Here is a 20,618-nt window from a genome sequence, read left to right as displayed (position 1 = left end):
GCAGATTTCAGTCCGCCCTCGGGATGTCCACACCTGGCCGACGGGCTCGGTACTTGTCCCAGTCGGCCGGCGCGACTCGGCGTGACATCAGCGCCCGAGCCTCGCTCCTGCGCGCCGTCCGGCTGGGTAGTCGCATCGTCAGCGCGTGCCCACGGATTCGACGCGACCGCATGTCCACGAATGCCGCGATGGCCAGTGCCAGGACAACCACGGCAACCAAGATGGGCCATGTCATAGCCGACCCCCTCGCCACGACGACGAACCGTGCACCTCACGGTACGCGCGCTCGTGCGCCCAGGGTGCTATATCGCCAGCCCTGATCGAGCGGGGGCCAGGTCGGATTGAGCCGGTGGTGTCCCTTCGCGCGGGGATTGCGAAGGGACACCACTGCGGCCGGGTCATGCTTGTGGGAATCCCGGCGTCGGTCTAGTCGCACCGGCCCGAGCACCCGGGCCTTATGTTCACAGCATGTGCTAGACCTCGCATCATCGCTTCGTGCCCGGAATCGATGGAGCCGGGCGATGACCTGAAAGTTTCGCGAGCCGGCACTGGACGCTTCAGAGCGCGATTATCGAACCGATTCGAACGAGGCTGGTCAGCCGCCTGTCAAGACGGACAGGCGCCGCGGGGTGGCGGCGCAGTGGCCCGCATCCCTTGCACTCGTCTCGGCGCGCTGGCAACTTAACCCACGATCCGAACCGGCCGCGAACACATCCCACCGCTGAGCGAGTTCGCGCCCGGCAACCCGCGCCGCGCGTCGAGCGCGGCGCGCCTATTCGGTCACTGGTAGCACGTCGCGCCCGTCAATGGAGAGGGTCCCGCGCATGCAACGCCTCAACCGGTACCGTCAACACACGCCCTCGCCGCGACGGCGAGGTTTGGCAGGGGCGGTCGTGGCCGTCGCGGCGCTAGTCGCCGCGGGCCTGGCCGCCGGGCCGGCCACAGCCGCACCGCGATCGGCGTCCTCCACCGCCTCCACGGCGTCCGTTCCCGCCGCAGCGGCATCAGGCGTCGATGGTTTCACCGCCGGCGACGCCGCGGTAGCGTCGGTCGACCTGTCCGGATCGTGGAGCTTCACGCCGGCGGGCCAGGGGAAGACCTCGATCACCGTGCCCGGCGGCGGCTGGTACAAGCAGGGCTTCACCAGCGTGTCCGAAGCGGTGTACTCGCGCACGATCACCGTGCCGGACTCGGGACAGCCGCAGTCGGTGTGGATCGAGTTCGGCGCGGTCAACCACCAGGCGACTCTGTCGGTGGACGGTCAGGTGGTCGCCACCCAGACCACCGCCTTCACCCCGTCGAACTTCGACATCACCCCCTACGCGGCGCCCGGAACCACGCACACGATCAGCGTGGACGTCAAGGGGCGCAACGCGCTGAAGAATCCGTCGAACGGCAAGTACCTGGTACCGGATGCCGCCGAATGGTCCGCAGCGGTGCCCCAGGGCATCTACCGCTCCGCGTTCCTGCGCATCTATCCCGCCGTGTATGTCAGCGACACCTTCGTACGCACCTCGGTGGCCAATCAGACCCTCAGCTACGACGTGTCGGTGACCAACACCTCCGCGAGCGCCCGCACGGTGACCCTGACCGGATCGCTCACGTCCGACAACGGAACGTCATTTAGCTATCCGTCGCTGCCCAGCAAGACCGTCACGGTCGGCGCGCACTCGACAAGCACGGTGACCGTCGGCCCGGTGGCGTGGAACCTCGGCTCCACTTCCTACTGGTGGCCGAACGTCCCCTACCGGTCCGGGTACCGTGCCCAGTTGCACGACCTGGCGGTGCACGCGGCCACCGACGACGGCCACACCAGTGACGCCACCCGCCGGTTCGGGTTCCGGGAATTCACCCAGAACGGCGCGTACTACTACCTCAACGGCGTGCGGGCGAACCTGCGCGGCGACGACCTGCAAGGCGCCGACTACGACCAGATCAACAACGGCGGCGCGGGCGACGCCTACGACACGCTGCCCGGCTTCCTTCCGCCGTCGAGCACGAACGCCGGCTGGCCGCAGGCCGTCGACAACTACCAGCGACTCAACTACAACGTGGTGCGCATCCACCAGGAACCGGCCAGCCCCTTCATGCTCGACGTGGCCGACCAGCTGGGCCTGATGATCATCGACGAGACCGCCATCCGCGGCTCCAGCGGCCTCCAGGACTTCTCCGCCGGACTCACCAACATGGTCAACCACGCCCGCTCACTGGTGCTGCGCGACCGCAACCACCCCGCGATCATCCGCTGGAGCCAGGTCAACGAGCCGAACGGCGCCAGCGGCCAGGACTCCGGCCAGTTCGAGCAGGACCTGTACACGGCGATGAACGGCAACGACGGCACCAGGCCCGTCAGCGTCGACGAAGGCGTCGGCGCGTCGCCCAACCAGTACCCGAACATGACGCAGGCCAACTTCAACATCGTCCCGCACTACCTGGACGGCTTCGGCAACTACGGCGAACAGCTGTGGTCCGGAACCGGCCGGCCCCTCGGCGACGGCGAGTACATCTGGCCGGCGTGCAGCACCACGCAAGGCTTCGAATGGTTCGCCACGGCGACCGCCGCCAAGCGCGGCAAGGACGCGAGCGACCTTCGCCCGTACACCCTGCTGTCCGGCTGGGCCGGCTTCGTGCCGGGCGTACGCACCACCGACTTCACCACCGAGGAAGGCCGCCATCCCCTCTACGGCGCGGACAACCTCGCCGATCCCTGGAGCAACCCGCAGATCCAGCGGATCCAGGACGGATTCAACCCGATCGCCGCGATCGACCTGCCCTACTGGTCGGCCTCCGGCAAGTCGGACTCGAACGGCGACTTCCCGCTCCCGCAGGCCGTGACCTCCTACTCGTCCGGCAGCACGGTGACCCGGAACATCACCGTGTTCAACGACGACTTCAGCAACGCCTCCGTCGGCTTCACCTGGACGGCGTACCTGAACCAGGTAGGCGGCACGGTCGTCGCATCCGGCAACACGACCCTGACCATCCCGCTCGGCTCCCGGGTCACCCAGCCGGTCACCTTCACCGCCCCGGCCAGCGGCTCGCGGATATACCTGGTGCTGTCCACCACCAAGGGCGGCACCACCGCGTTCACCGACTCGGCCGAGTACATCAACCTGGGTTCCAGCAGCGGCCCCACGCCGGGCACGTACCACATCGTCAACCGCAACAGCGGCAAGCCGCTCGCCATCTCCGGCAACTCCACGGCGGACGGCGCCAAGGCCGTGCAGCAGACCGGCGGCGCGGCGTGGACCGTCAGTGCCCTGTCCGACGGGGCGTTCACGCTGACCTACACCGCGAGCGGCAAGGTGCTCGACGTCAACGGTGGCTCCTCCACCGCGGGCTTGCAGCTGCAACAGTGGACCAGCAACGGCGGCACCAACCAGCAGTGGTACCTCAAACCCACCGGCGACGGGTACTACACCGTCGTCAGCCGTGACAGCGGGCTGGTCACGGACGTCTACGGCCGCTCGACCAGCGACGGAGCACAAGTCGTGCAGTGGACCGCCAACGGCGGCACCAACCAGGAGTGGCAATTGGCTCCCTGAGCGATGACAGGGTTGGGGGCCGGGCTCAGGTGCCCGGCCCCCAACCGCCTCGCGCAGCGGGTTCTCGGCCACGCGGCGTGCACACCCGGCATGAACGTGTAGACCCACTCAGGTATAGGGAGCGAGCGCGGCGCGGTTCTAGTAGATTGTCGCGGCTAACTCTTGGGGTATAGGTGGCGGAGTTTGACGCGTGCGTCGTCGGTGGTGAACTGCCAGCGGACCTGGCGTTGCTCGGTGTTGATGGCGTGTTGCCAGGCGGCGAGTTCGGCGTTGAGCGTGTCGAGGTCGTTGATGCGGCGGTCGAGGCATTGCCGCGACAGCGTGGACAACTCGATCTCGGCGATGTTGAGCCAGGACCCGTGTTTGGGGGTGTGGTGAATCTCCAGGCGCTGGGCCAGGGCGAAGGCCTCGTCGGGTGCGAAGGCCTCGTAGAGCGAGGCGATGCCGTGGGTGTTGAGATTGTCCATGACCAGCACCACGGTCTCGGCGTCGGGATAGTCGACGGTCAGTAGTTGTTTGAGCTGCTCAGCCCAATCGATCTTGGTCCGCCGGGCCAGGGCGTGGACACGGCGCCACCCTTGCAGGGGCTCGACCCACACGAAGATCGAGCAGGTGCCACAGCGGACGTATTCGCTGTCCTCGCAAGCGTTCTGGCCTGGCCGGGCGGGGAGCGGGTCGCGGACGTGGCCAAGTAGCTGGAAGGGTTTCTCGTCCATGCACACGACCGGGCGGGCGGGGTCGTGCGGCCGGGCGTAGACCGCCAGCACGTCCTCCATGCGGGCGGCGAACTCCGCGTTCGCCCGTGGCGGGATGTTCCAGCACTTCCTCAGATGAGGGCGCAGTTCCGTTTTTTTAGGACCCGGCCGATGGTGGAGTGATCCAGGTTCGGGATGTCCTCGGTGAGTTCGACGTGTTTTTCCAGCAGCCGCAACGACCACCGGGCATGCCCCGCGGGCGGCTGGGAGCACGCCAGGGCAATCAGCCGGGCCTCCACCTCGCCGGTCACCGGGGACGGCACCGGTGGAAGGTCACGCTTCTTCCGCGAGATCGTGGCAAGGACATCGCCACCGGTCTCAGCGAACCGCCTGGCAACCAGCCGCAGCATCTCGCCCGAGACCCCGAGTCGGGCCGCGATCACGTCCTTCGGATCGGGCTCGCCCACCGAGGTGTCCAGCGCGAGCAGCACCCGTGCCCGCCTGATCGTCGATGCCGGATGCACACCCGTGGTGGTCAGCCGGCTCAACTCTTCACGATCCCGCGCCGACAACGTGACCGGCCGCTTCATCAGTGAGGCCATGGCAAAGTCCTTGTCCGGCAGGGAAAGGGACCTGCCGGACAACAGCCTCCCAGTCACAGGCACCACAACTAAGCAGCGACACGCTACTAGTACCAAGGCCGTGAAGTTTGGCGGTTGTGGTGATCGTCAAGGGTCTGACGGGACGAGGATGTCGATGCTCAGGGTGGCCTGGTAGCTGGTCCGGTCGATGTTCGAGCCTCTGGCCTGGTACTTGGAGATTGCGCGTTTGACGATGCGGGGGCAGACCCGTAGCCGTCGGGTGGGCAGCAGGTCGGCCAGGACGTGGCGGCCGATCGTGCCGACCAGATCGATGACGCTGCCGGCGATCACGTTCGCTGCCTGGACGAGCTGGTCCCGGGCGGCCTGCCAGGCGATAGCGAAGCTGGCACGGTCTGGATCGATGTCGGGTCGGGTGATCACTATGTCGGCGATCGTGGTGCGGAGGAGTTGGTAGGTCACCATCAGGGCGTAGACCTCCTGCTCGATCCCGGCGGGGGTGCGGGCGCGCAGGACCCGGCCACCGAGGATGCTGGATTTCAGCTCCAGGTAGGCGGTCTCGATCTCCCACCGCTCGTGGTAGAGCCGGATCAACTCGGCCGCCGGGTGGTGGTGCGGGTCGAGCAGGGTGGTGGCCAGCCGGTAGACGCCGGTGTGGCGTCCGGCGGTGGTGGCGATGGTGATCTCGCACTCGATGACGCGCACCCGCAAGCCGCCGAGCATCGACAGGTAGGAGCCGTCGGGGTAGCGGGCCAGGACGGGGATCTTGCGACCGTTTTTCAGGCGCACCAGCAGGTGGGCTCCGGTCGCGGCGATCTGGGCCAGGAGGCCGGCGGCGCCGAAGTTGCGGTCGGCCAGCAGGATCATTCCCGCGTGCAGGCTGGGCAGCAGGCGTGGTGTGTAGGTAGTTTCTCCGGCGGTGGTGGGACCGAACACCGCGTCGATCAGGGTGCGGGTGCCGCAGGCGAGCAACGCGACCAGCCGTATCTGGGGGTAGCCGGTGCTGCCGTGGTTGCAGCGCTGTTTGGTGAACCGGGCACGTGTTCTGGGGTTGTCGGGCACGGTCAGGGTGGTGCCGTCGATTGCGCAGACCAGCAGGCCCTGCCACCGGATTCCTTGCCTTGGGCCGGTGGCGGCGGGGCCGCGCAGGAGGTCGAACAGCCAGCGCAGTGGTGCCGCGCCCACGCGGTGGCGGGCTTGGCCCAGCCCGCCGGCGGTGGGGGACGCGGTGGGGATGCCCGCCAGCCCGGCGGTGAGTTTGCGCCACACCGTCGGGTAGCCGACCTCGGGGAACAGGCAGGCGGCCAGCAGCAGGTAGACCACGACCCGGGAGGGCAGATCGCGTAACCGGGATTGGGTGGTGCGGGTCGCGGTCAGTGCCGCGTCGACCATCTCGAAGGGCAGGTGTTGGGTGAGTTCACCGAGGTGGCCGGGGGCGAAGCGGCCCCCGGCCACGGTGATGGTGCGTGTGATGACAGACTGGGTATCCAACGGAGTTCTTGCTGTTTGGTGATCTTGGTCGACACCGTTCTAGCAAGGACTCCGTTGCCTGTTTCACCCGGTTGGACAGCCGCACCCCACCCTTAACTTCACGGCATTGGTTCTAGTACGGCAACGGCAGTCTGGGATGTTTGACGCGTTGTCGCTGGTAGTGGCTGTGACGGGCTTGGGTTTGGCGTCGTCGTCGCCAGTCAGACCAGCGATAGACGTGCGTCCGCGACCGCGTCGGGTTGGTCAGTGCGGCCCAGAGACGTCTGATTTCGTTGCAGGACAGTGGAATCAGGTACTCACGTTGTGCCGGAACATGGACACCGACCAGCCGCTCGATGCCTTGCTGATCCAGCTCAACCGGATGCTGCCGGGCTGGTGCGCCTACTTCCGCCCCGGGGTCTCGCACGCCGCCTTCCAATACCTGAGCCACTACACATGGGCCCGGGTTGTCGGCTGGCTGCGGCGCAAGCACCGCCGGATCACGTGGAAGGACCTGCGTCGTCGTTTCTGCGGCGGCGGGTGGTGGCCGTCCGGCCAGGAACGGACACTGTTCGATCCCGCGCGAGTGCGCACCACGCGCTACCGCTACCGGGGAACCGTGATTCCGTCACCCTGGCCAACAGCCACGGGATGAGGAAGACCCAGGGCTCCGCCGGGACTTGTGGAGAGCCCGTTGCGTTGAGAGAGTGCGCCGTCTAACTCGGCGCCAGATCGCCCCTACAGGGGGCAGAGGTTCGGGAGGAGGTGACCTCTGGGCCACCCGCCTTACCTGAACGGGAAACCGGGAGGGGACAAGAGCATGGCGGGAAAGCGCGGGGTGCCGCGAAGACGCCGAAGGCACGGTCGTGCAAGGCCCGCGTGATACGGCGAAGGCCAGACTGCTTGAAACCCAGTCTCCAGCGGTGCAAACGTTCACACCTCCCGACACGGCGTCTGATGTCGGGGCCGTCGACATAGGGGCGATTCCGACTTTCGTCGCCCCGAACCCTTCCAGTCGGCGGGCGACAGGCAACGAGCTTGTTCAAGGGGACGGACCGGGACGCCTACGTCACGCTCGACACGTCTGGCGCAAAGAGGAATTCGGGATGGCCTACGGGGCGCGAGCCCTACGGTCACGGAGGGTCCGTAGTAGTCGCAGGAGTCACGCCCTGCCAGGGAGGACGGGAGAGCCGTCCACATGGGCGAAGGGACCCAGGTGCTCAAGGTCGACAAGGACGGTGAGGTACGCGAGATGCGAGACGCCGCAACCGTATTGGAGATCATTCGTGAACGCGGCAGAAGAGGGCTGCCGTTGGAACGGGTCTACCGGTGCCTGTTCAACCCGGATCTGTTCCTGCTCGCCTACGGGAAGATCTACCGCAACAAGGGGGCGATGACGGCTGGGGTCACAGCGGAGACCGTGGACGGCATGAGCCTGGGCAAGATCGAGGCGATCATCGGGACGCTCCGTCAGGAGCGCTACCGGTGGACCCCGGTGCGACGCACCTACATCGACAAGAAGAACTCGTCGACCAAGCGTCCGCTGGGGTTGCCGACCTGGTCGGACAAGCTGCTGCAAGAAGTGCTGCGCCTGATCTTGGAGGCGTACTACGAGCCGCAGTTCTCCGACCGCTCCCACGGGTTCCGCCCAGGCCGCGGCTGTCACACCGCCCTGCAGGAGATCTATCACCAATGGCACGGGACGGTGTGGTTCGTCGAGGGCGACATCACCGACTGTTTCGGGTCGTTGAGCCACTCGATCATGAGATCGATCCTGGCGGAGAGGATCCACGACGGCCGGTTCCTGCGCCTGATCGACGGGCTGCTGCGGGCCGGGTATCTGGAGGACTGGCGCTACCACGCCACGTTGAGCGGTTGTCCGCAAGGCGGAGTGGTCTCACCCGTGCTCTCGAATATTTACCTGGACAGGTTGGACAAGTTCATCGAGCAGGCCCTGCTGCCTGCCCACAACCGGGGAGAACGACGCACGCCTCATCGGCCCTACATGCGGTTGTGGCAACGCGCCGTCAGGTTGGAACAAGCCGGGGACCGGGAAGCTGGTTCAGTGCTGCGCAAGCAGATGAAGACCATGCCCTCCCGCGACCCTGGCGACCCGGCCTACCGGCGGCTGCGCTACTGCCGCTACGCCGACGACTGGCTGCTGGGCTTCACCGGCCCGAGGCAGGAGGCCGAGGAGATCAAGGACAAGATCGGGACGTTCCTGCGCGAAGAACTCGCGTTGGAGCTGTCGCCGGCCAAGACCTTGATCACGCACGGGCGGACGCAGGCCGCCCGGTTCCTCGGCTACGAGCTCGTGGTGTTGCACGCCGACCACAAGCGCGATCAGCGCGGTCACCGCAGCATCAACGCGGCGATCGGGTTGAAAGTGCCGGTCGACGTGATCCACGCGAAATGCGCGCCCTACCTGCACCACGGCAGACCGATCCGGCGCACCGAACGCACCGTCAATACTGACTTCAGTATTGTCGCGCAGTTCCAAGCCGAGTATCGGGGTGTCGCGGAGTACTACCGGCTGGCGTTCAACCGCCATCGGCTCGGCTATCTCAAGTACGTCATGGAGCGGTCGTTGACCAAGACCCTGGCCCGGAAATATCGGATCACGGTCCCACAGGTCTACCGCCGATACCGCGCCGCGCTGGAGACCGAGCACGGCTCACGTCACGGCCTCCGGGTCGTCGTGGAGCGCGAGGGCGGACGACCGCCACTGGTGGCGCAATGGGGCGGCATCAGTCTGGCACGGGACATCACACCACGGCCCCTCAACGACAATCCGCCGCGCATCTGGAACAGCCAACGGTCCGAGTTGGTCCAACGGCTCATGGCCGATGCCTGCGAACTCTGCGGTTCGGGGAAACAGGTCGAAGTGCATCACGTCCGGGCACTGAAAGACCTCAACCCCAAGGGGCGGAAGCAACAACCTGAGTGGATCATGCGGATGGCCGCCCGCCGCCGCAAGACCCTTGTCGTCTGCCGCGCCTGCCACGAGGACATCCACTACCACGGATGCCCGACACGGCAATCACGATGAGCACTGGAGAGCCAGCTGCTACGGAAACCGGGCACGGCTGGTTCGGGAAGGGGCCGTCGGAAAAGGACCCGTGCCACGGGCACCTCGTCGGCGGCCTACTTCACCGCACGGCGGGTTCGGCGAGCGGCCTGGGGAAACGGACTGACGGCAACGTCAGAACCGCGCCCCAGGCCGACTCCACCTGAACGGCGGCATCGGCCTGCACACCCCGGCGTCGGTCCACGACGGCACCGCCACCGCGATCCAAGCCCGACGCGCGCAGACCCTCACGGCCGCCTACGCGGCCAACCCCGACCGGTTCCGCCGCACACCAACACCACCCACGATCCCCGCGCAGACCTGGATCGACGAACCACTCAAGGAGAACACGGAAAACGCAGCCTGAGCCGTCTCATCCAGTTTGACAAGTTCCGACACGCCACGCCGGCAAGCTCGTGACCGTCGTCATCGAAGACACCCACCTGCGCGTGCTGCACGACGGTGAAGAGATCGCCGTCCAACCCCGCCGCGACCTCACCCCGATCACCAGGCGCCCCACCACCGGCAAGGGCGTCAAGGCACGAGTCGCAGTGGTGAAGAACCGGCTCAAGCGGGTCCAATACCGGCCCGAGTTGATCGACGCGTTCGTCACTCACCGGACTGGGACTTGACCCGGTGCCTCCGTAATGCTGGCCATTCGACCTCTGTAGCCCACTCCAGGAACGGCAACAAGATCCGTCACCATAGACGGATGGACCACTGAAGGGCCGTCGAGTCCAACCTGCGCTCGACAAGCACCACACACCGCCACAGACCGGCACACAGAGCCGGCGAGCACGAGATATACGGAGGTACCAGTGAAGGCAATCGTCGCGATGGATCAGGCCGCGGAAGCAGCCGGGATCACGCTCGCGGAGCGGCCGGAGCCGACGCCGGCGATCAACGACGTCGTCGTTGAAGTCCATGCGTCCGGTTTCGTCCCCGCGGAGTGGGAGTGGCCCTCGACCTGGGTCGATCGCTCCGGTCACGATCGAGCCCAGGCGATCATCGGCCACGAGTTCGCCGGAGTGGTCTCCTGCCTCGGCTACGGCACGACGGGACTCTCGCTGGGACAGCGGGTGTTCGGGATCACCGACTGGCACCGCGACGGAACCCTGGCCGAGTACGCGGCCGTGGAGGCACGCAACCTCGCTCCGCTGCCGGGAAACGTCGACTTCACGGTGGGCGCGAGCCTGCCGATCTCCGGCCTGACCGCGTGGCAGGGCCTGTTCCAGCACGGTCGTCTCCGGGCGGGGCAGAGCGTCCTCGCGCACGGCGCCGCCGGCGCGGTCGGGTCCGTGGTGACGCAGCTCGCCCGGGAGTTCGGCGCCTACGTCATCGGTACCGGGCGGGCGGCGGACCGCCAGGCGGCGCTCGACTTCGGCGCGAACGAGTTCCTCGACCTCGACCACGAGGATCTCGACGACCTCGGCGGGGTCGATCTGGTCTTCGATGTCATCGGCGGTGACATCCAACGGCGTTCGGCGAGCATCGTGCGGCCAGGCGGGACGCTGGTGTCGGTGGTCGGGCCCGCGCAGGCTCACCCGGTCGACGGTCTCGCGGTCGACTTCGTCGTCGAGTCCGTTCCGAGCCAGCTGGTGGAGATCGTCGACCGGGTGCGGGACGGGCGCCTGCGCACACACATCGGCACCGTCGCGACCCTCGACGACGCTGTCCCTGCGCTCAACCCGACCGAGCGACGCAAGGGCAAGACCGTGATTCGCGTGCGCCCCTGAGCGACCGGAACAGGCCAACAGCGGCGGTGGGCTGGACGACCGCCGACCTGCCCGGTGTCGGACGAGGAAATGCCACGGACTTGAGACTGGTCATGGTGACACGGCCGTGAGACAACCACGAAAGCGCAGGTCGCAAAAGATCGACCTGTCGGACGCGGCGAGACCCTACAGCCGGTGAAGTGGTAGTGCCAGCATCCATCGGAACGACGTTCGTGGAAAGTTCGCTGTCGGTGGCGTCTTCGTCGACGGCGATGCGGGCCGGCAGCACGAAGCGGTCCATCGGCGCCTCGGGCGCCAGGACCTGCTCAGTGACGGTGCCGGTGATGTGGGCGGACCACGCCGGACAGAGCTTGACACCTAATAGCACTGCACGGCACCGGATGACTCCTACTTGAAACCCGGAGCTGGACTCCTATCCACAGACTGTGGGCTCCGGTGCCGTGCACCTCGCCGAGGCGGACGGGTCCTCGGTTCGTCGAGAGTCCATGATCGTGATCTGAGCCGTCCGCACGGTGACTTCTCCTTGTAACGCGAGCCAGCGAGCTCTGTCCAGAGACTGACGTCCGTGCGGTGAGCTGGGGCCACGAACTGCTCATCGGATGTCGGGCCACTGAGCCCTTCTATTAGGGCGCTGCGTGACCCCGCACAGGCTCACACGCTGGGCAAACACTGGAACAAGGAGGCTCGATTGGCGATCACGTGCGGCATCGACTGGGCGGAGGACCACCACGACATTGCCCTGGTCGACGAGACCGGGAAGCTGGTCGCCAAGCGGCGCATCAGCGACGATGCCGAAGGCTACCGCCGCCTGCTCGACCTGCTGGCCGAGGCCGGTGACACAACCGAGGACCCGATCCCGGTCGCGGTGGAGACCGCGCGTGGGCTGCTGATCTCCTGCCTGCGCACGACCAGCCGCAAGGTGTACTCGATCAACCCGCTGGCCGTGGCCCGTTATCGGGAACGCCACCGCGTGGCCCGTGCGAAGTCCGACCACGCGGACGCAATGGCGCTGGCGAACATCTTGCGCACCGACGCCGACGTGCATCGGCCGCTGCCGGCCGACTCCGAGCTGGTCCAAGTGATCGCGGTGCTGGCCCGAGCGCAGCAGGACGCGGTGTGGAACCGGGGACAGCTGTCCAACCAGGTGCGTTCGCACCTCAAGCAGTACTTCCCGGCTGCGCTCGCGGCGTTTCAGGTGCGCGGCATCGGCCTGGACTCACGGGAGGCCCGCGCGGTCCTCGCCGCGGCGCCAGACCCAACCACCGCGGCGAAGCTCACCCTGACACGGCTGCAGTCTGTGCTACGCAAATCGGGGCGGCAGCGCAACATCGACTCGTGGGCCAAGCGGCTGCGCAGCATCTTCACCGGTGACTACCTGCACCAGTTGCCGCTCATCGAGCAGGCCATGGGCCGCCAAACTCAGGCCCTGGTCCTGCAACTGGACGCCGCGTGCCGTGCGGCCGATGACCTCGCCGACGCTGTGGCTGAGGCCTTTGCGCAGCACCCGGACGCGGAGATCCTGACCAGTTTCCCCGGGATCGGCCCACTCACCGGTGCCCGGGTGCTGGGCGAGATCGGCGACGACCGCACCCGGTTCCGCGACGCCCGGGGTTTGAAATCCTATGCCGGGTCGGCGCCGATCACCATGGCTAGCGGTAAGAGTCTTGTTGTGCGCCAACGTAAAGTGAAGAATCAGCGGCTCGCGGCTGTCGGCTACGTCTGGATCTTCGGCGCGTTGCCCTCGCCTCAGGTTAAGGAACACTACGACCGCCGACGCGCGGCCGGCGACAAGCACGCCGCGGCGATGCGCAACCTGTTCAACCGGTTCCTCGGCTGCCTGTATCACTGCTTGCAGACCGGCCAGACCTTCGACCCGAGCAAGGCATTCCCAGCCACCTCACCACTGCCCGAACCCGTCGCGGCTTGACAGTTAGCAAGTTCGGATGTCTGTGGGTCGCCGGGTCTGGCGCGGCCCGAGGCGCCGTCGGCGGCGCGAGCACCCCTTCGTCGCGAGGTTGACGAGGAAGCCGCCGACGGCAGCGGCACTGTAGATACGGCTCGTCTGTGGTCGACACCCGGCACCCCGCCGGCTGAACGACCGAGCGGACCTGAGCACTACCGGCGCGGCAACGCGCCCCGAGTGCTGGCCAGTTCAGCGAACAGATCGCTCATCTTCTCCACGCGGTCGAGGACCTCGTCGGCGGTGAACATCAAATCCTCCGGGCTGACGCACGCTTCCACTTCGCGCCAGGTGACCGGCGTGGACGCCGTCGGCCGGTCCCGACCACCCAGCGCGTACGGCGCGACCGTGGTCTTGGCCGGATTGTTCTGCGACCAGTCGATGAACACCTTCCCCGTGCGCAGCGCCTTGGCCATCTTCGCCGTCACCAACTGCGGCGTCTCACCCGCCAGTTGTTCCGCCAGGGCTTTTGCGTACTGCGAGGGCCGCTCCGGGATGCGGGCGCGCACGCCGCAGCACACCTGAAGCCCTTTCGAGCCACTGGTTTTCGCCACAGGGGTCAAACCATCGGCGACCAGGATCTCGCGCAATCGCTCCGCGACGCGGGAGCACTCCACGACGGGGCCCGAGTCAAGGTCGAACACCAACCGGTCCGGCGGCCTCCGCACCGGTCCAGGCCCGACGATCCACTGTGGAACGTGCAGCTCCAGCGCGCCCAGGTTCGCCGCCCACACCAACGCCGGCAGATCGTCGATCAACGGATACTCGATGATCCCCTCGCGGCCGCGGGAGCCGCTGCGGGGCAATCGGGCGGTGCGAATCCACCCCGGGGCGCCGGCGGAGATGTTCTTCTCGAAGAACTGCCGGCCGCCGACGCCGTCGGGGAAGCGGATGAACGTCACCGGCCGGCCAAGTGCGGCAGCAGGACCGGAGCGATGAGCGTGTAGTACTGGATGAGCTGGGCTTTGGTGTAGCCGTCGGGGTAGAGCTTATTGTCCAGGTTGGACGGTGCTCGTTGACGGTCTCCCACCTGCACGGCGATCGTATTTGCTCGCGTCGGCCGGCGGTTGTGGCCTTCGCCGGCCTCGTGCCCGGTGCTGGTGCCGCTGGCAGTGCCGCTCATCGTCCGGTTTTCGGCACGATCACCTCGTCAGGGGAGCGGTCCTCGCGCAGTCCGCGCCAGCTGGTGTGCCGCAACCGGCCCGCGCCGCGGGTGAACTGCCGGAAGACGACCTCGCCGACCAGGGCCGGCTCGACCCACTGCGCCCGCACCACGTCCTCGCGCGGCGGCGTCTCGGCGAACGGATGCTTGTTGCGCCGCAGCGGCTGCAACCGCTCCAGCAGCGCCCGGCGGTCAGCTTCGCTGAAACCCGTCCCGACGTCGCCGATGTAGACGAGGTCAGCCGTGACTGGGTCATGTGCGCCCAGCAGCAGACCGCCCAGCGATCCCGCAAGGCGGTCCTTTCCGGGCCGCCAGCCGCAGACGACGACTTCCCGGGTTTGGATCAACGGATGCTTCAGCCAGGCATCGGTCCGTTTGCCCGGCGAGTACGAGGCCGTCCGGTTCTTGGCCACCAAGCCCTCGTGACCTTCGCCCGCGATGCGCTCCAGCAGCCCGCTGCGGAGTGAGACGGTCGGCGGCCAGTCCCTGCGCGGTGATCGCGGGCACCACCGACACCAGGTACGGGTCGGGCATCGCGATGCTGGTCAGCAGCTCCCGTCGGCGGTCGTACGGTTCGCGCAGCAGCACCTGGTCACCGAGTCGCAGCAGGTCGAACGCGAGGAGCCGCACCGCTACCGGGTCGTCGAACGGGTCGGTTCGGCGGTGGCGTTGGTAGCGGCCGCGACGCTCCTGCAGCAGGCCGAAGTCGACCTGCCCGTCCGAGTTGTAGACGACGATCTCCCCGTCCAGGCGTCGATACGGTCGAGCATGACACGGGCCAGGAACGCGTGATGGGCGTTGAAATGGCCGACCAGAGCCTCACGTAGTGCTGGGATCTTCCCACGCATCGGTCCTCTGGCCAGATCGGCCAGCAGATCGGGGTCGCGTTCCCCGTCGATCAGCGCCTCGAGCATCGCCCGGACCGACTTGGTCATGATGTGCGAGGCCACTACCGACACCTTGACCCCGGAGTCTTCCAGCAACTGCTCCAACCGTATCGCTTCCCGAGTCCTCTCGGCGGTCAACTCGGCCCGGTAGCGCGTCAAGTCACGCAGATGCCGGATCGGCTCGGGAGGCACAAAACTCGGTCGGACCAGGCCGTGCTCGACGAGTTGGGCGATCCAGCCGGCGTCGGCCACGTCGGTCTTTCGCCCGGGCAGGTTGCGCATGTGCCGGGCGTTGAGCAGCCAGGTCTCGAAGCGATGCTCCAGGGCGTAGAACACCGGCTTCCAGTACGAGCCGGTCGCCTCCATCGCCACCAGCGTCACCTCCAGACTGGCCAGCCAGTCATAGGCCTGCAGCACTCCGGCCGCCATCGTGGAGAAGGTCCGTGCCTCGCCGCGTCGGCGGCCGTTGGCCCCCGGGATCCGGACGCATACCTTCATGTCGGCCTTGCCGATGTCGATGCCCGCACATCGCGGATAGACCACATCCATACCGATCGCTCCCTCCGACGCTTCGCTCCCGGAGGCGACTGTCCGGCGGGATCGGCAGGAATCAAGATTCTGGTCTGCGTGCTCGAAGCAACAGGCGAAGGTACCTGAAGGGCAAATCGGATCCCAGCGTCAGACTTCCACACGGGCTGGGTAGCGCCAAGAAATCACGACGTCAGCCGGGCAGCCGCCGGCCATATTTTCCACCCGCAGGGCCCGCCAGGCCCCGGGTCGACTTCCATCTCGACACCGTGAACCTGAACTGACTGCACGCCGCGTTCGTCATCGAGATCACGACACGCCGGGGTACCCGGCCAACCCCACCCCTGAAGACTTGCTAAGGTTTGCAATTGTCGAGTCCTGCGGGAGCGTGTGGTCGGTCCTCGTGCCGAGGACGGACGAGGAAGGATCGACGGCACGAGGGCAACGGTGGACGCGGAGCGGGCACCCGCAGCGTCGGGACCAGTGGCCGTGGATGCGAGGTGGGCGACGTGAGCAGGCCGCTGTACCAGTTGAAGGCAGAGTTCTTCAAGACGCTGGGGCACCCGGCACGGATCCGGGTGCTGGAGCTGCTCAGTCAGCGTGAGCACGCGGTCGCGGAGATGCTGCCCGAGGTCGACATCGAGGCGGCCAACTTGTCCCAGCAGCTGGCCGTGCTGCGCCGGGCGGGGCTGGTGACCACCCGCAAGGAAGGCTCGAACGTCTTCTACTCGCTGACCAGCCCGCAGGTGGCCGAGCTGCTCACGGTGGCCCGCTCCATCCTGACCGGCGTGCTGTCCGGGCAGGTCGAACTGCTGGCGGACCTCCGCACGGCCGTACCGGGCACGGCGGCGGACGGACCGGAGTCGGCAACAGGGGGAAGTTGAGCTGCGGTCACCCCGCCGTCCTCACTCACTGTCGCCGGGCGGGGTGATCGCTCCCAAATCTCGCACGAGGGAGCAGGGGTGTGCTGAGGCTGTGGCGCAAGATCCGCGGTACCGGGCGGGTGGCCGAACCGGCACCCCCTCCGCCGGCCGCTGACCGGCCGGATGCTGCGGTGGGTCTGCGGGGGTCGGTGCAGGTTCGGCACGTGGACGCCGGCTCCTGCAACGGCTGCGAGGTGGAGATCGGCTCCGCGTTCGGGCCGGTGTACGACGCCGAGCGCTACGGCGCGCGGTTGGTGGCCTCGCCCCGGCACGCCGACGCGCTGATGGTGACCGGGCCGGTGACCCGCAACATGGCCGAACCGCTGCGCCGCACCTACGACGCCGTTCCCGGGCCCAAGGTAGTGGTCGCGGTCGGGGACTGCGCCCGCAACTGTGGGGTGTTCGCCGGCGCCTATGGGGTTGCCGGCGCCGTGCACGACGTGATCCCGGTCGACTTGGAGATCGTGGGCTGCCCGCCCCGCCCGGAAGCGATCACCGAGGCGCTGCGGAAGCTGACCGGCCGGTGAACCCCACGGGTGTCGGCCTCGGTGTCGCCGTGGCCGTTGGAGTCCTCGCCGCAGTGGCCGCGGTGGTGGCGCCACAACGGATGCGGACCGCCGTGGTCGGCGTGGGCACGGCGGCCTGCGGCGTGGCCGGCATGGCGGCGGGGATCTGCGCCCTGTCGGGCACGACGTTCTCCTTGTCGCTGCCGTCGCTGTTGCCGTTGGCGGGGGTGATGGTCACTGTGGACGCCCTGGGTGGAGTGTTCCTGGCCATCACCGGCGCGGTCGCGGTCGCGGCCGGCGTCTACGGCATTGGCTACGCCCGCCAAGGTGGCAACGGCCGGTTGGTGCAGGCGGTGGCCCCACTGTTCGTGGTGGCCATGCTGTTGGTGGTCTCGGCGGCCAGCGTGGGCACTTTCTTGGTGTGCTGGGAGCTGATGGCGCTGTGCTCGCTGCTGCTGGTGGTAACCGAGCACCAGCGCCGGCCTCACGTGGCCGAGGCGGGCCGGTGGTACGCGGTCATGACGCACCTGGGGCTGGTGGCAATCCTGATTGGACTGCTGGTGCTGACCGCCAACGCGTCGACGGACTCGTTCCCCGCGCTGCGCGAGGCCGGACAGCACCTACCGCCGACAGTGGCCGCAGTCGTGTTCGTGCTGACTCTGGCCGGCTTCGGTTCCAAGGCCGGGATCCTGCCACTGCACGCGTGGCTGCCGCGGGCGCATCCTGAGGCGCCCAGCCACGTGTCCGCGCTGATGTCGGCGGCCATGGTCAACCTGGGCGTCTACGGCATCGTGCGGGTCGGCCTCGATCTGCTCGGCGGCGGCCCCCGCTGGTGGTGGCTGCTGGTGCTGACGCTCGGGGCGGTCTCGGCGATCTACGGGATTCTGCAGGCCGCGATGAGCACCGACCTGAAACGGCTGCTGGGCTACTCGACCACCGAGAACATGGGCCTGGTGCTGGTCGGCGTCGGTGCCGCCGGGATGTTCGCCGCCGGGGGCGATCGGGTGCTCGCCGGGTTGGCGTTGGCCGCGGCGCTACTGCACGTGGTCAACCACGCGGCGTTCAAGACGCTGCTGTTCCTGGCGGCCGGATCGGTGTTGCACGGCACCGGAAGCAGGGACCTAGACGCCCTGGGCGGTCTGCGCGCGCGGATGCCGGCCACGACGGCGGCGTTCGGGCTCGGTGCTCTCGCCGCGTCCGCGCTGCCGCCGGGTACGGCGTTCGTCAGCGAATGGCTGCTGTTGCAGGCGTTGATTCACGGGCTGCCCGCCTCCGGGGTGGCCACGGCGATCGCGATGCCCCTGTCCGTGGCCGCGGTGGCGTTGACCGCCGGTCTGGCGGTGGCCACGTTCGTCAAGGCGTTCGGCGTCGGTTTCCTGGCCCGCCCGCGCAGCGACGCGGCCCAGAACGCCACGGAGAGCCCGGCCACCATGTTGGCCGGCATGGGTATCGCGGGTGCGGCCTGTGTCGGGCTGGCGTTGTTTCCCACGCTCGTGCTGCCGGTGATCGGCTCGGTGGCCAGCCAGGTGGTCGGCTCCGCCAGCCCCGCGCTGGCGGACGCGGTGACGGTCCGACTGGTCGGTGTGGCGGGTTCGCTGTCGCCGCTGATGCTGACCATCGCCCTGGTCGTCGCGATCGTGCTGGTGATCGGTGTGCTGCGTGCGGTCGCGTCGCGCAGGGCCCGGCGGGCGGCGCGGTTGTGGGACTGCGGAGCCGGACCGCTGTCGGCGCGCATGGAGTACACGGCGACCTCGTTCGCCGAGCCGTTACAACGGGTCTTCGACAACGTGCTGCAACCGGAGACCGATGTGGACGTCACGCACGCCCGCGAGTCCAGCTACCTGGTGGAGGCCGTCGAGTACCGGCGGCGGGTGCCCGACCGGATCGAACGTCGCCTCTACCAGCCGATCCTGACGCTGATCGGTGCGTGGGGGCGGGCTGGACGGCGGTTGGCGACCGGCAGCGTGCACCGCTATCTCGGCTACGGCTTCTACACCGTGTGCGGCCTGCTGATCCTGCTGGTGGTGACCCGGTGAGCGCGCTGGGCCTTGTCGGCGGAGTGGTGCAGCCGCTGCTGGTGGTGGCCGGATCCCCCGTGCTGGTCGGGGTGATGCGCCAAGTCCGAGCGAGGTTGGAAGGCCGGGCCGGTGCCGGGATCGGCCAGTCATGGCGGGACCTGCGCAAGCTGTTCGGCAAGGAGTCGATCGCCCCGCGTGGCACCAGCGAGGTGTTCCGGTTCGCGCCGCTGGTGCTGGTGGCCACCACAGTCGTGGTCGCGATCGTGGTCCCGTTCGTGACCACCGAGTCCGCGCTGGATCCGGTGGCGGATCTGTTCGCGGTGGTGGCGCTGCTGGCGCTGGGCACCGTGGCGCTGGCGCTGGCCGGCCTGGACACCGGCACGGCGTTCGGCGGGATGGGCGCCAGCCGCGAGATGACCATCATCGCCCTGGTCGAGCCGACACTACTGGTCGCGATCTTCGCGCTGTCGGTGCGGGTCGGATCGACCAACCTGGCGGCGATCGTGTCCTCGACCCTGCACGACCCGGCCCGGGTGATCTCCCCGGTGAGCCTGTTGGCCGCGGTCGCCCTGATCATCGTGATCGTCGCCGAGACCGGGCGGCTGCCGGTGGACAACCCGTCCACCCATCTGGAGTTGACGATGGTGCACGAGGCGATGGTGCTGGAGTACGCCGGACCGGACCTCGCCCTGGTCGAGTTGGCCTCGGCGATGCGGCTCACGGTGTTCCTCGGTTTGCTGGCCAACCTGTTCGTGCCGTGGGGAATCGCCACCTCGGCGAGCCCGCTTGCGCTGCTGGGCGGGGTGGTGGCGGTCGCGGTCAAGGTGACGCTGCTGGGCGCGATGCTGGCGGTGGGTGAGGTGTTCTTGGCCAAGGTGCGCTTGTTCCGGGTGCCCGAGCTGGTGGCCGGCTCGTTCCTGCTGGCGTTGCTCGCGGTCGCCGCGTCGTTTTTCCTGGCCTGACAAGGAGTTCACCGTCATCGTGAGTGACACCACCTACGTCCAGCTGCTGGACTTGGCCTGCGGCGGGCTGCTGCTGTCCGCTGTGTTGGTGCTGTGGCGCCGGGAACTAGCCGTCATCGTCAGGATGTTCGCCGCCCAGGGCGTCGCGCTGGCCGCGCTGGTCACGGTGTTGGCCGCGCACGAGGGCTCAGCGGAACTCGGCGGCGTCGCGGTCGGGATCCTGGTGTTGCGGGCGGGTGTGCTGCCCTGGCTGCTGCGTCGGGCCCTGGCACAGGCTGGGCCGGCACGGCGGGAGACCCGGCCGCTGGTCAACGTCGCCACGTCGCTGTTGGCCGCGGCGCTGTTGACCCTGCTGGCCTACGCCGTCTCGCAGCCGCTGGTGGCGCTCGCGCCCTCGCCGGCCACCCACGCGATTCCCGTGGGAGTGACGGTGGTCCTGGTGGGATTCTTCGTGCTGGTCACCCGCCGCCGCGCGCTGTCGCAACTGGTCGGGTTCCTGTTGATGGACAACGGCATCACCACGGTCGGGTTTCTCACCACCTCGGGGGTCGGCCTGATCG

Annotated in this window: 18 protein-coding genes and 1 pseudogene; 11 read left to right on the top strand and 8 right to left on the bottom strand. The window is 68.0% G+C overall.

Going from position 1 to position 20,618, the window contains the following annotated elements:
* Window positions 1–893: 893 nt before the first annotated feature.
* Complete coding sequence (locus KUTG_RS57490) at window positions 894–3,545, top strand: RICIN domain-containing protein (protein ID WP_232241329.1); 2,652 nt, start codon at window positions 894–896, stop codon at window positions 3,543–3,545.
* Window positions 3,546–3,700: 155 nt separating this feature from the next.
* Here KUTG_RS57490 and KUTG_RS59935 read toward each other — a convergent pair whose 3' ends face one another.
* The 3 genes from KUTG_RS59935 to KUTG_RS47785 form a co-directional block, all read right to left on the bottom strand.
* Entirely contained in the window at window positions 3,701–4,483 is a 783-nt protein-coding gene (locus tag KUTG_RS59935; RefSeq protein ID WP_198047082.1) for an IS630 family transposase, read from the bottom strand.
* Window positions 4,372–4,842, bottom strand: coding sequence for a helix-turn-helix domain-containing protein (locus KUTG_RS62605; RefSeq protein WP_198047604.1), 471 nt, complete (start codon window positions 4,840–4,842; stop codon window positions 4,372–4,374). Before KUTG_RS62605 ends, KUTG_RS59935 begins: the two co-directional genes overlap by 112 nt.
* 126 nt (window positions 4,843–4,968) lie before the next feature.
* Window positions 4,969–6,330, bottom strand: coding sequence for an IS4 family transposase (locus KUTG_RS47785; RefSeq protein ID WP_043723012.1), 1,362 nt, complete (start codon window positions 6,328–6,330; stop codon window positions 4,969–4,971).
* Window positions 6,331–6,643: 313 nt separating this feature from the next.
* Between KUTG_RS47785 and KUTG_RS62600 the strand changes: the two genes are divergently transcribed.
* The 5 genes from KUTG_RS62600 to KUTG_RS47760 all read left to right on the top strand — a co-directional run bounded on the left by KUTG_RS62600 (window position 6,644) and on the right by KUTG_RS47760 (window position 13,039).
* Window positions 6,644–6,964, top strand: coding sequence for a group II intron maturase-specific domain-containing protein (locus tag KUTG_RS62600; protein ID WP_052396294.1), 321 nt, complete (start codon window positions 6,644–6,646; stop codon window positions 6,962–6,964).
* A 543-nt stretch (window positions 6,965–7,507) separates the two neighbouring features.
* On the top strand, window positions 7,508–9,358 hold the full coding sequence (locus KUTG_RS47775; RefSeq protein WP_198047603.1) for a reverse transcriptase/maturase family protein: 1,851 nt from the start codon (window positions 7,508–7,510) through the stop codon (window positions 9,356–9,358).
* Window positions 9,359–9,792: 434 nt separating this feature from the next.
* A complete protein-coding gene (locus KUTG_RS62595; protein ID WP_043726593.1) occupies window positions 9,793–10,008 on the top strand; it encodes a hypothetical protein in 216 nt (71 codons plus the stop codon).
* Window positions 10,009–10,194: 186 nt separating this feature from the next.
* Window positions 10,195–11,112 (top strand): NADP-dependent oxidoreductase, encoded by a 918-nt coding sequence (locus tag KUTG_RS47765; RefSeq protein ID WP_043726590.1) that lies wholly within the window; start codon window positions 10,195–10,197, stop codon window positions 11,110–11,112.
* 658 nt (window positions 11,113–11,770) lie between these two features.
* A complete protein-coding gene (locus KUTG_RS47760) occupies window positions 11,771–13,039 on the top strand; it encodes an IS110 family RNA-guided transposase (RefSeq protein WP_369794683.1) in 1,269 nt (422 codons plus the stop codon).
* 188 nt (window positions 13,040–13,227) lie between these two features.
* On the opposite strand, the gene KUTG_RS64800 is transcribed toward KUTG_RS47760, so the two are convergent.
* The 5 genes and pseudogenes from KUTG_RS64800 to KUTG_RS47745 all read right to left on the bottom strand — a co-directional run bounded on the left by KUTG_RS64800 (window position 13,228) and on the right by KUTG_RS47745 (window position 15,670).
* Window positions 13,228–13,974, bottom strand: coding sequence for a non-homologous end-joining DNA ligase LigD (locus KUTG_RS64800; RefSeq protein WP_369794602.1), 747 nt, complete (start codon window positions 13,972–13,974; stop codon window positions 13,228–13,230).
* Window positions 13,971–14,195, bottom strand: a complete 225-nt coding sequence (locus KUTG_RS66835) for a hypothetical protein (RefSeq protein WP_369794601.1) — start codon at window positions 14,193–14,195, stop codon at window positions 13,971–13,973. The genes KUTG_RS64800 and KUTG_RS66835 overlap by 4 nt, the downstream gene beginning before the upstream one ends.
* A complete protein-coding gene (locus tag KUTG_RS64795) occupies window positions 14,192–14,647 on the bottom strand; it encodes an ATP dependent DNA ligase (RefSeq protein ID WP_232241328.1) in 456 nt (151 codons plus the stop codon). The genes KUTG_RS66835 and KUTG_RS64795 overlap by 4 nt, the downstream gene beginning before the upstream one ends.
* A gap of 139 nt (window positions 14,648–14,786) precedes the next feature.
* Window positions 14,787–14,930 (bottom strand): annotated as a pseudogene (locus KUTG_RS64790) (hypothetical protein); the annotation flags it as partial.
* Window positions 14,867–15,670 (bottom strand): IS110 family RNA-guided transposase, encoded by an 804-nt coding sequence (locus KUTG_RS47745; RefSeq protein ID WP_052396292.1) that lies wholly within the window; start codon window positions 15,668–15,670, stop codon window positions 14,867–14,869. The gene KUTG_RS47745 and the pseudogene KUTG_RS64790, both read right to left, overlap by 64 nt.
* Before the next feature lie 488 nt (window positions 15,671–16,158).
* On the opposite strand from KUTG_RS47745, the gene KUTG_RS47740 reads away from it, so the two are divergent.
* From KUTG_RS47740 to KUTG_RS62590, 5 genes are all read left to right on the top strand, one after another.
* Window positions 16,159–16,533 carry an ArsR/SmtB family transcription factor gene (locus KUTG_RS47740; RefSeq protein WP_043733307.1) on the top strand — a complete coding sequence of 125 codons (375 nt, stop codon included), beginning with the start codon at window positions 16,159–16,161 and terminating at the stop codon, window positions 16,531–16,533.
* Between the two features lie 203 nt (window positions 16,534–16,736).
* On the top strand, window positions 16,737–17,099 hold the full coding sequence (locus tag KUTG_RS47735; RefSeq protein ID WP_232241327.1) for an NADH-quinone oxidoreductase subunit B family protein: 363 nt from the start codon (window positions 16,737–16,739) through the stop codon (window positions 17,097–17,099).
* Window positions 17,096–19,114 carry a proton-conducting transporter transmembrane domain-containing protein gene (locus KUTG_RS47730; RefSeq protein WP_052396291.1) on the top strand — a complete coding sequence of 673 codons (2,019 nt, stop codon included), beginning with the start codon at window positions 17,096–17,098 and terminating at the stop codon, window positions 19,112–19,114. Before KUTG_RS47735 ends, KUTG_RS47730 begins: the two co-directional genes overlap by 4 nt.
* Window positions 19,111–20,058: a respiratory chain complex I subunit 1 family protein gene (locus KUTG_RS47725; protein WP_043726582.1), complete on the top strand. Its 948-nt coding sequence runs from the start codon at window positions 19,111–19,113 to the stop codon at window positions 20,056–20,058. Before KUTG_RS47730 ends, KUTG_RS47725 begins: the two co-directional genes overlap by 4 nt.
* Before the next feature lie 19 nt (window positions 20,059–20,077).
* The coding region (locus KUTG_RS62590) for a hypothetical protein (RefSeq protein WP_043726580.1) at window positions 20,078–20,618 on the top strand (541 nt) is incomplete at its 3' end.

This window comes from Kutzneria sp. 744 (assembly GCF_000568255.1).
Lineage (GTDB): Bacteria > Actinomycetota > Actinomycetes > Mycobacteriales > Pseudonocardiaceae > Kutzneria.
Note: the sequence above shows the minus strand (reverse complement) of the source record. Positions and strands in the feature narration are given on the sequence as shown.